The sequence below is a fragment of the Sphingomonas sp. CV7422 genome, assembly GCF_027945725.1.
GTDB lineage: Bacteria > Pseudomonadota > Alphaproteobacteria > Sphingomonadales > Sphingomonadaceae > Sphingomonas > Sphingomonas kyungheensis.
The window spans coordinates 2,307,767-2,321,124 of the sequence record NZ_CP115900.1; the positions used below are offsets into that span (position 1 = coordinate 2,307,767).

The window sequence follows — 13,358 nt, forward strand, 5'->3', positions numbered from 1 at the left end:
AGGCGTGGCACCCTCCGACGATGGCCCCTCCGTGTCGCCTATCGGCGAGATCGGGGATCGGCCGAGCTTCATGCGACGCCTCGGCGCCGCCGTTCGACCGATCGACGACGCCGCGGAGATCCAAGCGACGGCCTGCGCCATGCTGGACGAGGAGTTCCGGGCGGATCGGAGCGGCTATGCGGAAATCTCGGCGACGGACGGGTCGGTGACGGTGGTCAGCGACACCGCCATCGTCTCTCCATATCTGATCGGGGATCATCAAACCGCCGCTTTCGCGATACCGTTATGCGACCGACTTCGCCGGGGCGCGGTCGATGTCCGTAGCGATGTCGCCGATGATCCCGCTTTGACCTCTGTCGAGAAAGCCGCTTATGCCGGCATGCGGGTCGGAGCCGCGATCGCCCTTCCGCTGTTCGAAGGTGTCGCGCTGCGCGCCTTCATCTTCCTGCACTACCGGCATCCCCGGACCTTCAAGGATGCCGATGTCGAAATCCTGCAGGAGACGTCGGACCGATTGTCGACGGCCATCGATGCTTCGCGCGCCAAAGCCGCTCTGCGCATCAGTGAGGCACAGCTCGCGGCGGCATTCGAAAGCGTACCCGCCGGGATTGCCATGCTCGACACGCAGGGCCGCATCGTCGTCGCGAACAGCGAATATCGCCGCTTTTTGCCGGGAGGTATCATGCCGTCGCGCGATCCGGCCAACCGGGGCCGATGGCAGGCATGGAACGACGAAGGCGGGGTACTCGCGCTTAACGATTATCCCGGCGCCCGCGCCTTGCGCGGTGAGCGCACCGTGCCTGGACAGGAAATGCTCTTCCGCGTCGATCAGGATCGACATGTGTGGACCAGGGTCGCCACCGTTCCCATTCACGACGAACAGGGACGGGTCACTGGCCAGGCGAGCGTGATCAGCGACATCGATGCGCTGAAGCGCGCCTCCGAGGCGTTGCGGGAAAACGAGGCGCGTGCGCAGCTGCTGATCGACGGCGTCGCTTTGGCGACTTGGGAAACGGCCAGCGACGGGCTCGTTGAGACGGACAGCCCGAACTGGCGCGCCTATACGGGGCAAAGCTTCGACGAGTGGAAGGGCCAGGGCTGGCTCAGCGCGATACATCCGGACGATCGTACCGCCATCAGCGAGAAGTGGCGCGAGACTGTTCGTAAGCGGCGCAGCATCGACGCCGAATATCGGCTGCGCAAGGCGAACGGCACCTACCGCTGGATGAATGTCCGCGCCGTGCCGCTGCGCGACGAGGCGGGTCACGTCGTCAAGTGGCTCGGCATGAACATCGATATCGACGAGCGCAAGCGGCTGGAACGGGCACTGGAGGGCAGCGAACGCCGCACCCGAGTCGTGCTCGAGGGAATCCCCCAGCTGCTCTGGCGGGCGGACTGCTCCACAGAATGGACTTGGGCCAGCCCGCAATGGCTGACCTTCACCGGTCAGTCCGAGGCGGACAGCCGAGGTTTCGGCTGGCTGCGCATCCTCCATCCCGAGGACAGGGCCGCGACCTTGTCCGCCTGGACCGAAGCGGCAGCGGTCGGCTGCTTCGAGGGTGAGCACCGGTTGCGCCGGCAGGACGGCGCCTATCGGTGGTTCGCGATGCGCGCCAAGCCGATCCGCGACGCAGCCGGACACATCGTCGAATGGCTCGGCACCGCGAACGACATCGACGATCTCCGTCAGGCGCAGGCGCGCCAAGGCGTGATGGTCGCGGAGCTCCAGCACCGGACCCGCAACCTTATCGCGGTTGTGCAGGCGCTGTCAGAGAAGACGCTCGACGGCGCATCGTCGCTCGCCGACTTCAAGACGCGCTTCGCCGATCGCCTGTCGGCCCTCGCCCGTGTGCAGGGCCTGCTCTCGCACGCCTGCGCCGGCAGGAAGGTCACCTTCGACGCACTGCTGCAATCCGAACTGTGCGCGCTCGGCGCCAACGATGGCGATACCCTGGATGCCCGCATCATCCTGCGCGGGCCATCCGGCATTCCGCTGCGGTCGGGCGCCGTGCAGGCTTTGGCGTTGGCGCTGCACGAGCTCGCCACGAATGCGGTCAAGCACGGCGCGTTGACCGTCGCATCGGGCAGGCTGGCGATTGCCTGGTCGGTGACGCGGCAGGATGGCCAACGCGGGATCCTGACGGTCGAATGGATCGAAAGCGGGCTGGCACCGCCCCGCGCCGCCGGGAAGGATACGCGCGTCGGTTACGGACGCGAGCTGATCGAACGGGCGCTCCCGTTCCAGTTGAAAGCCAGAACGAGCTACACCTTTACCGACGACGGCCTCCGCTGCACGATCAGCGTACCGGTGGTCGCGGATCGCCACGAGAGTGAGGAAGACCGATGAGCGAAGCCCTGCTGCACGATCGTCGCGTTCTGGTCGTCGAAGACGAATATATGATCGCCGAGGCGGTGAGCCGCAATCTCCGCAAGGCCGGCGCGACGGTGATCGGCCCCGCATCGGACGTGGAAGGGGCGCTGGCCTTGCTGCTGGAACACGACGATGTCGATTCCGCCGTGCTCGACATCAATCTGGGAGAGGCGAAGGTCTATCCGGTCGTCGACGTCCTGCTCGCCCGCGGCGCCAGATGCGTCTTCGCCACGGGCAACGATCGCGCCGATGTCCCCCCCGCCTATGCGTTGCTCAAACGGTGTGAGAAACCGATCGATACATCCTGCATCGTCAAGGCATTGCTCGACGGTGACGGGGGCGGGACACGCGCTGCGGGAACGGACGATCCATCCGCCATGACGAATCTCCGCGAATGCCTGGCTTACCTGATTACCGTTGCCGAGGAACACGGCGAAACGCTGCTCGTGGCAAAACTATGCGAAGCCGCAGACGTCGCAGCCGAGATATAAACGGCACCATCGTCGCGGGCATGAGGCGGCACGGCGGTCGATTCAAACACCCCTGACGCGGCCTCGATCAGATACGCCGGGCGGTCGGGCGGCTTCCGAGCTGATCGAGCGCGTCCGCATTGTCGCGACCCCAGGCGTAGAGCAGCTCCACCGGTTCGACGAAGCGTTGACCGAGCGCCGTGAGCCTGTACTCGACGGCCGGCGGAATGGCGCTGAGCACATGACGGGTGACGAGTCCCACCTCCTCCATCTCGCGCAGGGTCTGGGTCAGCATCTTCTTGGACACGCCGGGCAGGCTGCGCTGCAACGCCCCGGTCCGGCAGGCGCCCTGATGCCGGGCGTGCAGCGTGTGCAGAACCATGCTCGTCCACTTCGTCGCGAACAACGCCAGCACGCGCCGCGGCGCGCAATCCTCACGCCATTCGTCCTCGATCGATCCCGGCTGCATATGTGGTTACCTCCCGGTGCCTGGCCCCCTGTTTGGTGCCGTCTAGAACCCGGGCGATCCGCTGCCTAGCTCTGGACGATCGAGACACTGGGAAGGATCATCATGGCCAAGACAGCATTGGTGGTGGGCGCGAGTGGTATTGTCGGCAGCGCGACGGCAAAGCTGCTCGTCGAGCAAGGCTGGACGGTATACGGGCTCGCCCGACGTCCCACCGGACAAGCCGGCCTCCGTCCGATCGCGGCCGATCTGCAGGATGCCGCAGCGACGAAGTCGGCGCTCTCCGGCATCCATCCGGACGCCGTGTTCATCACCACCTGGCTGCGTCAGGACAGCGAGGCGGAGAACATTCGCGTCAATTCGGCGATGGTGCGCAACCTCCTCGATGGCTTGCCCAAGCCGACCGGGCCGAGACACGTCGCGCTCGTCACCGGCCTCAAACATTATCTCGGGCCGTTCGAGGCCTATGGCAAAGGCACGCTGCCGCAGACGCCGTTCCGCGAGGAACAGGGCCGGCTTGACGTCGAGAATTTCTATTATGCGCAGGAGGACGAGGTGTTCGCGGCGGCGGCGCGGGACGGCTTCAGCTGGAGCGTCCATCGCCCGCACACCGTGATCGGCAAGGCCGTCGGCAATGCCATGAACATGGGGACGACGCTGGCCGTCTACGCCACCCTCTGCCGCGAGACCGGCCGCCCCCTCGCCTTCCCCGGCTCGGCCGCCCAATGGTCGGGGCTGACCGACATGACCGACGCCGGCCAGCTGGCCCGACAGCTGCTGTGGGCCGCAGAGACGCCGGCCGCGCACGATCAGGCGTTCAACATCGTCAACGGGGATGTCTTCCGCTGGGCATGGATGTGGGGTCGCATTGCCGATTGGTTCGGGCTGGAGGTCGCGCCCTTCGATGGCACACCGCGGCCACTCGAACAGCAAATGGCGAATGATGGCCCGACGTGGCGTCGCATCGCCGAACGCGAAGGATTGGCCGAACCCGATCTTACCCGGCTCGCCTCCCCCTGGCATACCGATGCCGATCTCGGCCGCCCCATCGAAGTCGTGACCGACATGTCGAAGAGCCGCCGGCTCGGCTTCACGGCCTATCAGCCGACCGACGATGCCTTCTTCGCGCTGTTCGAGCAGCTGCGTGTCGATCGCCTGATCCCCTGACCCGACTTATACGAGAACGCCCATGACCCATGATCATCGCCACGATGCCGATTACGCCAGCCGCGACGCTGCCATCGCGATCAACACCTACACCACCGTCCTGAAGCGGCCGCAGGTTCCCCATGAGGTGTTCGCGACCTATTGGCGGGACGTACACGGACCGCTCTGCTCGCGGGTGCCGGGATTGGGGTGGTACGTGCAATATCATCTCGACCGCGAACAGGACGCGCACCTCTGGCCGGCGCAGGCGGGAATCGAACCCTTCCCCGACTATGTGCTCGATGGCGGGGTGGAGATCGGCTTCGCCGATGCTGCCGATCAGGCGACCTTCAACGAAGCATCGTCGATCCTCTTCTCCGACGAGCAGAATATGTTTGCTGCGACGATCGCCTATGCGCTGCCGCACGGCTCGCGGACGTTGGTCGACCGGATCGTCGACCCCAGTCCGAACGGCAACGATGCGTTCGATCGCATGCACATCCACTTCGGCCCGGGTGCCAAATACCCGGACGCGTTCGCTGCGTTCATGACGGCTTTCGCCGAAACGCTCGCCGCCGACCCGGCGCTGCTGCGCGTCCGCCTGCATCTGCCAGAAGTCTATGATAATGGCGATCCCGCGCCCCCCGCGCCGGACGTGGCGCACACCGTTCCGCCGGAACGCGAGCGCCTGGCGATCCTCGATCTCACCTTCGCCACGCCGCTGGTTCGGCGACGCTTCTTCGCGTCCGACGTCTTCTCCGATACGGTCGAGGCGCAGAAGCAGCATATCGGCCACGTCACGGCGTTCGCGGTCAGCGGCATGTACACCTATGTCCGCGACAAGACGCTGACGCTTGCCGGTCTGAGGGGCAGCCGGCCGGCGCAGCTCATCGAGCGGCTCGGCGCGGTCAATCAGGCCGATGAGGCTGTTCGTCATCTGATGCTGACCGGCAGGCTCGATTGACGGTCGCGTGTCGGCTGCCGTCGTCAACGAGGATGGCCGCCGACCGACCCGCCCCTGAAGACCCACATTCGGCCGACCGAGGCGAACGGCTTGCGTCCCTGCCGATGCCGTTCGTCGATGAGGACCGCGTGCTGCCGCGCGCGGCGGCCACCCCGGAAGCCGGCGCCTCAGCCGGCCGATAGCCCGCCCATTCCATCGTAAGGTCCGCGGGTCATGGTCTCGTATCGAGCCGCCGTGACGATGCGGAGACTATGACACGACGCTCGGCTTCGTCCCTGGCTGCATAGACAGCAGCCTGATCCAAATGGGCCTTCTTCTCTTGAGGCGAGGCGGAAGCCGCTGCTGCTTCGAGTTCGGCAAGAGCGAGTCGCGCAAAATCGGTCTCCGCTGATCGCTTGGACAAGGCTGCTCCAGTCTCTCTGATCGGATTCGGGGTCTGGAGGTACGCACACCGCCGGGAAAATACGCCTCGACCCGACAGCAAGATCGTTCACCCGTTTGATCACGTCGACCAGCCGCGCCCGATACGTCTGGAGATTGGCTCTTGATTGTCGGTGGCCGGCCATCGGATCGACCTGTCGCAAGCTGGTCCAACGTTGGGACCCATTTGATGTGAGCATCGTACCGATTGAGCGGCTGTAACCGTATCGTCCCAAGAGCCATGGCAAGCCTCTGGTGAGCAACCCGCGGATGTTGCGCGGCATCATCTTCGTCGAACGCAACGGGCGGCTATCGATCCCCCGCCCGGGGCACAAATTCTCGACGGTCCGCAGCGACTGCGGGAGGCGCACGGACAGCAGCACCGCCAAGCGGATCACCGCAGGTGACGCGTTGACGTAGCGAAACGGACTGCCGAGCTTGCGCGGGCGGAACATATGCCCGCCCCACCCGCGTTCGCTTGGCAGCCGGTGCACCTGCTTTGACGGAGCCATTGGGCATCCTCCGCCCGCTGATCGAGCCTCGCGATACCGCGTCGACCATTTCGCGACGTCAAGCAGCAACGTCGCGCCAATCCTGCGGCTCGCCTTGATCATCGCTGTGTCGGCGGCAGGCGTAGCTGAACCGCGTCAGACGATCGTGTTCACGGTCTATGCAATCCGAGCTCGCCATCAGGGGGCATGGCCCGCCGGAAGACCACTTACCGCGATCGACGCCGCATGACGCCAAGGCCGCCAAAAGGTGTTCGCCGCCCTTGGCTGGAACGGATCAGACGCTGGTGGCGGATCGTAAGGCGTGGGTTCTAAGCGAGGTCTGACCGTCGCTTGATGCGGCCGGCGGGCGACGATCACGAGGGGTATGATGCAAGATCCACTGTCGCCGGCCGAACGCAGGATGCTGCACGTCTTGCACCGTAGCTGGCTCATTCCAGCGGTCGTGAAGAATGCGGTCAGGCGCGAATATGCTCAAGGCAATCCGGGCTTGGCGCTCGGCTTTCTGGCGCTGTGGCAGGTGGCTTTTTACGGCGCGACGACCGGACTGGTTCTGGCGATGATGAGGCTGTGAGGTCGATCGATCCTGCCGCGTGCATGGTTTCGGATCGCCATGGACGGCGCGGGTCCCAAATTGACCCCCAACCTTTTCTGGTAGGAGCATTGGAACGCGGATAGGCGGCCAGAATGAGCGAGATTGAAAGACTGGTCCCATCAGGGGTTATTGATCAATGGGTGTCCCATCTGAGGCGGCAACGCTCGCGGGCGCAGGATGCGTTATGGTTGCTCGATCAGGGCTTCACGATCCACGACGGTCGCGACGGTATCGCCACTGCCGATGCTTCCGATCGCTGGCGACGAGAGCAGGCCGCGGTCGTGGATGATGTCAATCGGCTGCTGGAGCTCTACGATCGTATCAACCTGCGCTCCTCGGAGTTCGTCGCCGCGGAGCGTACGACGGGACGCAGAGCGACGGATCCGAAAAAGGCTAAAGAATAATCCAAGGCAGGGGCAAAAGCGTGAGCAGAGACAACACCATCAGCACGATCGAACGGGCGTTCCAGCTTGCGCGTGCCGGAGCGTGCCATTCGGTCGGCGACATCCGATCACAGCTGACCGCGGAAGGCCATGACGGCGTTCATGGTCATCTCAACGGGGCCAGCATCCAGCGTCAGCTGCGGGACGTTCTGGCGGCACGCGGCGTGGACGCAAAACCGGATGACGCAGACATAGGGTCTTGAGGCGGGAGTTGGGCAAGGTGCCATCGATGATGGTGCCGCCGAGCCCGACAACGATCCCGCTCAGTGCGTCTCGTGGAATTGTGGTGGATTAGGTCCGAGCTGGGCCGCACTTACGGCAGGCGAGGCATTGCCCTTGCCGACGAGCCGGGCCGTCCGACACTCCTCTTCCTCCTCGCTGCGCCAGGTCTCTGCCTGGCCTGTATCATCCGCCTTCTGATAGGCCTGCTTCACCGCCCGCGCAGCCGCGCAGCGCTCGGCGGCGCTGCCCTTGGCAAATGCGAGGTCGTAGGTCTGCTCAGCCTGTTTCGCCGGGCTTGAGCATGCCGCCAGCGCCAGGCCCATTCCCATCCCCACCAGAAGCCACCGCATCGCACGCTCCTCACCCATTCCGCGCCTGGCGCGATGGTACGGACACCGTCACGATCGACGGCGTCATCGCCTGCACAAAGCTCTGAGCGACCGAGGACGTTCCCATTTTCCGCGACACGACAGGGTTGCCATTGTCAGAACATATGTAGAACATCGTCGGTATCGATGAACTCGGAGTCGCCCATGTCGCCCCGCGAAAACCTTCGTCCACTCGCTGCTGCGTGCGGCGAGAGCCTCGCCGATCTGCCTGCGCTGATCGGGCGGTCCGCCACCTATTCCGATCAATTTGTCACGCGAGGATTGCCTGGACGCCTGCCATCGGATGGCTGCCTCCACCTCGTGAGCTGTCGCACCGTCGAAGAGCGGACGTTCGACGCCCGCGACCCATGGGAGCCGGCACATTGAGGCTGATGACACGCTCCGAGTTGCGGACACTGATCCGGGTGGCGTTCACCGTGCTGAAGCCTGCGCCGAAGCGGGTGATGGGCCTGACCGACGAGGCAGCGCGCGATGCGGTGGCCGAGGATCTGGTTCAGCGAATCATGGGCGAGCCGCGCAGCGAAACGGTGATCCTGCAACCCGACCTGACGGGCGGCGCCTATTCGCGCGTCGGCGAATGGGACGTCCACGAACCGCACCCATGCCCCGATCTGCTGAAACGATGATCGCGCGCTGTCGCCCCTGCCCAAGCAACGCCGTGGAAGCCGTCGACGAGCTTCATGTCGAGACGCTGTGGCACAGCCGCATCGCCACGATCCACGAACATCTCCCGGGGGATGGAGCCGACGCGAAGTGGCAGGCTGCGTTCCGCGCCTTTGCCCGTGCTGCACGGCAGGCGCTTCGATCGCAGATGCTGCCCCGCCTGCGTGCCGCTACTTCGTAACGTCGGGCAACCGGTTATTACCTCGCCGATCAAAGGCATTGTCGGTATCGACAGCATCGTGCGCCCGAATGGCGTTCCATTCCGCTTTCGTGTGGCAGATCCGTTTCGGCAGAATGGTGCCGGTGCTTGGATCTTGGCGGCATATCCTCTTCTCGCTGCCGTCGTTGCGGCTTGGGGATGGAGCGGCTTGGCCAGTGAAAGTCAGTGCGACGGAGGCCATCAACGCAAGAGCTATCATGGTATTCTCTCCCTTCGGCGGGAGGCTACGCCAATAGGTTACGTAAGCCAAGCTGACCCTGCTCGGCGCGACTGTATGGCGCGCGATGACGGATGACCATTATCGACCATTCAGAAGCACTGTGTCTTCACTCAAAAGCGGTCTTTTATTCATCCCGATTCGCAGTCGCTATCCGACTCGGGCTTCCCGGCCGCCATGATCCAGACTGCGCTCATATGTCACCTGGTGCCTGACGCGGCCGAGCACCGATGGCGGCGCTGATGCAACCGGCATACACCGCATACGGGCCGCCGCCTCGATAAGAACGGGCGAAAGTCCTGGAGGCGACGGTGCTCCGTGTATGGCGTCATTAGCCAGGATCCGTGCTGGGCGGGGTCGCCTGGTATGGCGGCGTCAGCCTGTGGCGGCTGCTTGGCTATATCTGGGACGAGATCGTCATCGTCGCCGCCACGACGTCGACCGAGACGGTGCTGCCGCGGCTCATCCAGAAGCTGCGCAAGCTCGGCTGCGAGGAGAGCGTCGTCGGCTTCGTCATTCCGGCCGGCTATTCGTTCGATCTCGACGGCACCTGCCTGTACCTCACCACCGTCGCGGTGTTCCTGGCGCAGGCGACCAACACACACCTGACCCTCTGGCACGAATTGGGGTTGATCGCGGTGCTTTTGCTCACGTCGAAGGGCGCGGCGGGGATCGCCGGGGCGGCGTTCGTCGTGCTGGCGGCGACGCTCAACACGACCGGGACGATCCCGGTGGCGAGCATCGCGCTGATCCTCGGCATCCATCGCATCCTCGCCGAAGGGCTGACCTTCGTGAACCTCGTCGGCAATACCGTGGCCACGATCGTCATCGCCAAATGGGAAGGCAAGCTCGACGAGCGCACGCTCGCCGCCGCGGTCGGCACCGATGCGGCCCGGCGGCGATGGGGCATTGCCGCCGCCTGACCCTGCCCTGCCCCCGCCAATGACATAGACCGGTCGCGCGACATCGCGACCGGTGAAGGAGAGACGTATGTCCGCCACCCTCGCGCTCCTGCTCGCCGCCCAGGCGATCATGCCGCAATCGACCGGCCCGACCGCGCCGCAGCAGACCGATCCGGCAGCCCCGACGAGCAATGCGCCGCCACTGACCGGCGAGGGCGAACGCGAGACGGTGCGCGATCCGGCGACCGCCTTCTCGTCGGGGCGAACCGACGCGGCGCCCGCCGAGCAGAGCGCGGCGCCACGCGGCTTCACCCGGTGGCAGCGCGACAATGCGATCGGTAAGACGCTGCGCGGCCTCAAGGCGGACGGCGTCACGCTCGCGCTGGATGTGGTCGACAACGTCGCGGGCAATCCGGTCGGCGGCGTCCGCCAGGGCGTGCGCGAATCGCACTGGGTCAGCGGCGCGGCCGATCTCGATCTCGACAGGCTGCTCGGCTGGTCCGACACGCGCGTCCACGTGCAGGGCGCATGGTTCACTGGCGAGAGCCTCGGCCGCGACGTGATCGGCAATTCGATCAGCTTCCAGCAGACCTGGCGGCCGGTATCCGGTCCGCGCCTGACACAGCTCAACATCGAGCATGATTTCGGCAGGCTCAACCTGATGGTCGGTCGTGCGGCCGTGAACAGCTATTTCAACAATTCGCCGCTCAACTGCGTGTTCATGACGAACACCAGTTGCCTCACCGCTTATGGCGGGATCAGCGACATCGGCATCACCGCCTTCCCCAATTCCTCCTGGGCAGCAAAGGCGCGCTACGCGGTAGATCAGCGGCGCTACGTCCAGATCGGCGTGTTCGAATACAACAATGCGCTCAACGCCACCGGCAAGGGCGGGCTCGATTTCTCGCTCGGCAAGGGCACCGGCGTGCTGATCGCCGGCGAGGCGGGCTATCAGACGAGCTTCGCGCAGGAACGGCTGCCGCGCCGCTATAAGCTCGGCTTCTATCTCAACACCGACGGCGGCAGCAGTCTCTATTATGATCGCAACGGCGGGTCGTCGGCGCTCACCGGCCTGCCGCGCATCGCGCTCGGCGGCCGTCGCGTCGGCCTCTACGCGATGGTCGATCAGACGATCGCGCGCGCCGCCGGTACGAGCAAGCGCAACCTTGCGCTGTTCGCGCGCGGCTATTGGAACGTCGGCAATGTGCAGCAGCTCGACTGGTTCGCCTCCGCCGGGTTCGTCAAGACCGGGACGTTCAAGGGCCAGGACAATGACACGATCGGGTTCATCGTCTCCAACACCCATTTCAGCGATCAGCAGATCGATTATCTGCGCGACCTGCGCGCCAAGGCGGGCGGCACCGGCTCACCGCACCACGACGAGATCGTCGGCGAGATCAACTACGGCTGGGCCGCGCTGCCCGGTCTGCGCATCCTCCCCAACGTGCAATATGTCATCAATCCCGACCCAATTTATGCGTCCAGGCGCACGACCAACATTCCAAGCGCCATCGTGCTCGGCGTGCGTATCGACGTCAAACTGGGGCAGCTGTTCGGCGGATGAAGACATCCGTGGTTCGGGTGGCGCGGCTCGGCTTATGAAGACAGCTTCAGGTGACGACGACGCTTGTCCGGCTCCTGCGACCCTGCGTGATTTGGTAGACGCTCGTATGGCCGCTCTGGCGGCTTCATAAGCCAGAGTTTCAAGACGACTGCTGCTCGGCAAAGCCAAGCAGCAAGGTGCCAGCGAGGTCTCGCGCGGTGGACGCGAGTGCCCCGTCGGGCAATTCGCCCGCAGTCCAGAACGACAGCACCCCACGAAAGGCGAAGGCGAGTTGCCCCGGCAAAGATCGTAACGCCTCTTCCCGCCGGGCCGGGATCAACCCGTCTCCCGCGCCGAGCGCGAGCGTCCAGAGCGCCGTCGAGCGCGCCCAGACCTGTCCGGGCGACGAACTGGCGGTGCCGAGCAAGCCCATCACCGCGCGGTTGATCGCAGGTTCCTCCAGCATCACCGCCGCCGCCGTATCGATGGCCAGCATGACGCGCGCGGCCGTATCCGTCAGCCGCGGCGCAGCGGCGAAGCGGATTTCCATCGTGTCGATCCGACGCTGGGAGAGCGTCTGCATGATCGCCGCCTTGCATCCGAACTGATTGAACGGTGTCGCGAAACTAACCCCGGCCTCCGCTGCGAGGTCGCGCATCGAAAAGTCGGCCTTGCCGTCGCGGAGCAGCCGTTCGGCGGCGTCGATCACGCGCTGACGCAGCGGCTCGCCTCTGGAGCCGGGGGAAGGAGGATCGACCTTGCTGTTCGCCATGTCCGCATCTATATCATGATATAGGTATCGTGAGTTTGCGGAGTGTAGTCATGACGATCCCCACTTCTAAGACTTTCCTCATCACCGGTGTCAGCTCCGGCCTCGGCAGGGCATTCGCCGAAGGCGCGCTGCACGCCGGCCATCGGGTGATCGGCACCGTGCGCCGGGCTGCCGATGCCGAAGCCTTTGCCGCACTCGCACCCGACCGCGCGCATCCGCTGGTGCTCGACGTGACCGACTTCGATGCCATTCCGGTAGCTGTGACGGCGGCCGAGCGGCAGGTCGGCATCATCGACGTGCTGGTGAACAACGCCGGATATGGCCATGAGGGCGTGCTGGAGGAATCGTCCATCGACGATCTGCAGCGGCAATTCTCGGCGAACGTGTTCGGTCCGGTCGCGATGATGAAGGCGGTGCTGCCCGGGATGCGCGAAAGGCGTCGCGGCCGCATCATCAACGTCACGTCCATGGGTGGCTTCATCACCATGCCGGGGATCAGCTTCTACTGCGGCAGCAAGTTTGCCCTGGAGGGCATTTCGGAAGCGCTCGGCAAGGAACTAGCGAGTTTCGGCATCCGGGTGACGGCGCTCGCGCCGGGCCAGTTCCGCACCGATTGGGCCGGCCGGTCCATGGATCGCACGCCACGCACCATCGGCGATTATGACGCGGTGATGGACCCGATCCGTGCCGCCAGGCACGCCAAGAGCGGCAACCAGCCCGGCGATCCGGCAAAGGCCGCGCAGGCCCTGCTCGCACTGGTCGAGTCAGCAAATCCGCCAGTCCGGCTATTCCTGGGCGATGACGCGCTCGACTTGGTCGAACAGAAGTTGGAGGCAATGAAGGTGGAACTCGGCGCTTGGGACACCCTCTCACGCTCGACGAGCTTCGGGTGTGATCGAGGGGCCACGCGTTCGGCTTAGGGCGGCGGTGCACTTGCTGCGCGACAGCTTCGGCCCACCTGCAGACGCTCGGGTCGGGACCCGATGATGTGAGGGAAGCGATCTGATTTCAGGCTCCATGAGGCAATCGGTTTGGGCGAGCTGTTT

Annotated in this window: 15 protein-coding genes; 12 read left to right on the top strand and 3 right to left on the bottom strand. The window is 65.1% G+C overall.

Translation table 11 applies throughout. The features are described from left to right. Positions 1 to 4 precede the first annotated feature (4 nt). Both PBN85_RS11135 and PBN85_RS11140 read left to right on the top strand, forming a co-directional pair. Positions 5 to 2,347, top strand: coding sequence for a PAS domain-containing protein (locus PBN85_RS11135; protein WP_271299015.1), 2,343 nt, complete (start codon positions 5 to 7; stop codon positions 2,345 to 2,347). Then, entirely contained in the window at positions 2,344 to 2,862 is a 519-nt protein-coding gene (locus tag PBN85_RS11140) for a response regulator (protein ID WP_051583371.1), read from the top strand. Before PBN85_RS11135 ends, PBN85_RS11140 begins: the two co-directional genes overlap by 4 nt. Before the next feature lie 67 nt (positions 2,863 to 2,929). On the opposite strand, the gene PBN85_RS11145 is transcribed toward PBN85_RS11140, so the two are convergent. Further along, on the bottom strand, positions 2,930 to 3,310 hold the full coding sequence (locus PBN85_RS11145; RefSeq protein ID WP_271299016.1) for a winged helix-turn-helix transcriptional regulator: 381 nt from the start codon (positions 3,308 to 3,310) through the stop codon (positions 2,930 to 2,932). A 102-nt stretch (positions 3,311 to 3,412) separates the two neighbouring features. Between PBN85_RS11145 and PBN85_RS11150 the strand changes: the two genes are divergently transcribed. The 5 genes from PBN85_RS11150 (at position 3,413) to PBN85_RS11175 (ending at position 7,587) form a co-directional block, all read left to right on the top strand. Further along, positions 3,413 to 4,474, top strand: a complete 1,062-nt coding sequence (locus PBN85_RS11150; protein ID WP_037533670.1) for an SDR family oxidoreductase — start codon at positions 3,413 to 3,415, stop codon at positions 4,472 to 4,474. Between the two features lie 22 nt (positions 4,475 to 4,496). Then, the gene (locus PBN85_RS11155) at positions 4,497 to 5,417 is read left to right on the top strand and encodes an EthD domain-containing protein (RefSeq protein ID WP_271299017.1); all 921 of its coding nucleotides are present in this window, start codon (positions 4,497 to 4,499) and stop codon (positions 5,415 to 5,417) included. A gap of 1,296 nt (positions 5,418 to 6,713) precedes the next feature. Beyond that, on the top strand, positions 6,714 to 6,920 hold the full coding sequence (locus PBN85_RS11165; protein WP_037533666.1) for a hypothetical protein: 207 nt from the start codon (positions 6,714 to 6,716) through the stop codon (positions 6,918 to 6,920). 113 nt (positions 6,921 to 7,033) lie between these two features. Continuing rightward, positions 7,034 to 7,345 (top strand): hypothetical protein, encoded by a 312-nt coding sequence (locus PBN85_RS11170; RefSeq protein WP_051583370.1) that lies wholly within the window; start codon positions 7,034 to 7,036, stop codon positions 7,343 to 7,345. 20 nt (positions 7,346 to 7,365) lie between these two features. Then, positions 7,366 to 7,587 (top strand): hypothetical protein, encoded by a 222-nt coding sequence (locus PBN85_RS11175; protein WP_271299018.1) that lies wholly within the window; start codon positions 7,366 to 7,368, stop codon positions 7,585 to 7,587. 60 nt (positions 7,588 to 7,647) lie between these two features. Here the strand turns inward: PBN85_RS11175 and PBN85_RS11180 are convergent, their stop codons facing one another. Next, positions 7,648 to 7,956, bottom strand: coding sequence for a hypothetical protein (locus PBN85_RS11180; protein WP_271299019.1), 309 nt, complete (start codon positions 7,954 to 7,956; stop codon positions 7,648 to 7,650). 410 nt (positions 7,957 to 8,366) lie between these two features. On the opposite strand from PBN85_RS11180, the gene PBN85_RS11185 reads away from it, so the two are divergent. The 4 genes from PBN85_RS11185 (at position 8,367) to PBN85_RS11200 (ending at position 11,561) form a co-directional block, all read left to right on the top strand. Then, complete coding sequence (locus PBN85_RS11185; protein WP_271299020.1) at positions 8,367 to 8,621, top strand: hypothetical protein; 255 nt, start codon at positions 8,367 to 8,369, stop codon at positions 8,619 to 8,621. Continuing rightward, positions 8,618 to 8,839, top strand: coding sequence for a hypothetical protein (locus tag PBN85_RS11190; protein WP_271299021.1), 222 nt, complete (start codon positions 8,618 to 8,620; stop codon positions 8,837 to 8,839). Before PBN85_RS11185 ends, PBN85_RS11190 begins: the two co-directional genes overlap by 4 nt. A gap of 600 nt (positions 8,840 to 9,439) precedes the next feature. Then, positions 9,440 to 10,018 carry a cation:dicarboxylate symporter family transporter gene (locus PBN85_RS11195; protein ID WP_271299022.1) on the top strand — a complete coding sequence of 193 codons (579 nt, stop codon included), beginning with the start codon at positions 9,440 to 9,442 and terminating at the stop codon, positions 10,016 to 10,018. Positions 10,019 to 10,085: 67 nt separating this feature from the next. Further along, positions 10,086 to 11,561, top strand: a complete 1,476-nt coding sequence (locus PBN85_RS11200; RefSeq protein ID WP_271299023.1) for a carbohydrate porin — start codon at positions 10,086 to 10,088, stop codon at positions 11,559 to 11,561. A 139-nt stretch (positions 11,562 to 11,700) separates the two neighbouring features. Here PBN85_RS11200 and PBN85_RS11205 read toward each other — a convergent pair whose 3' ends face one another. Beyond that, positions 11,701 to 12,312 carry a TetR/AcrR family transcriptional regulator gene (locus tag PBN85_RS11205; RefSeq protein ID WP_271299024.1) on the bottom strand — a complete coding sequence of 204 codons (612 nt, stop codon included), beginning with the start codon at positions 12,310 to 12,312 and terminating at the stop codon, positions 11,701 to 11,703. 50 nt (positions 12,313 to 12,362) lie between these two features. On the opposite strand from PBN85_RS11205, the gene PBN85_RS11210 reads away from it, so the two are divergent. After that, the gene (locus PBN85_RS11210; protein ID WP_271299025.1) at positions 12,363 to 13,232 is read left to right on the top strand and encodes an oxidoreductase; all 870 of its coding nucleotides are present in this window, start codon (positions 12,363 to 12,365) and stop codon (positions 13,230 to 13,232) included. The last annotated feature ends 126 nt before the right edge of the window (positions 13,233 to 13,358 follow it).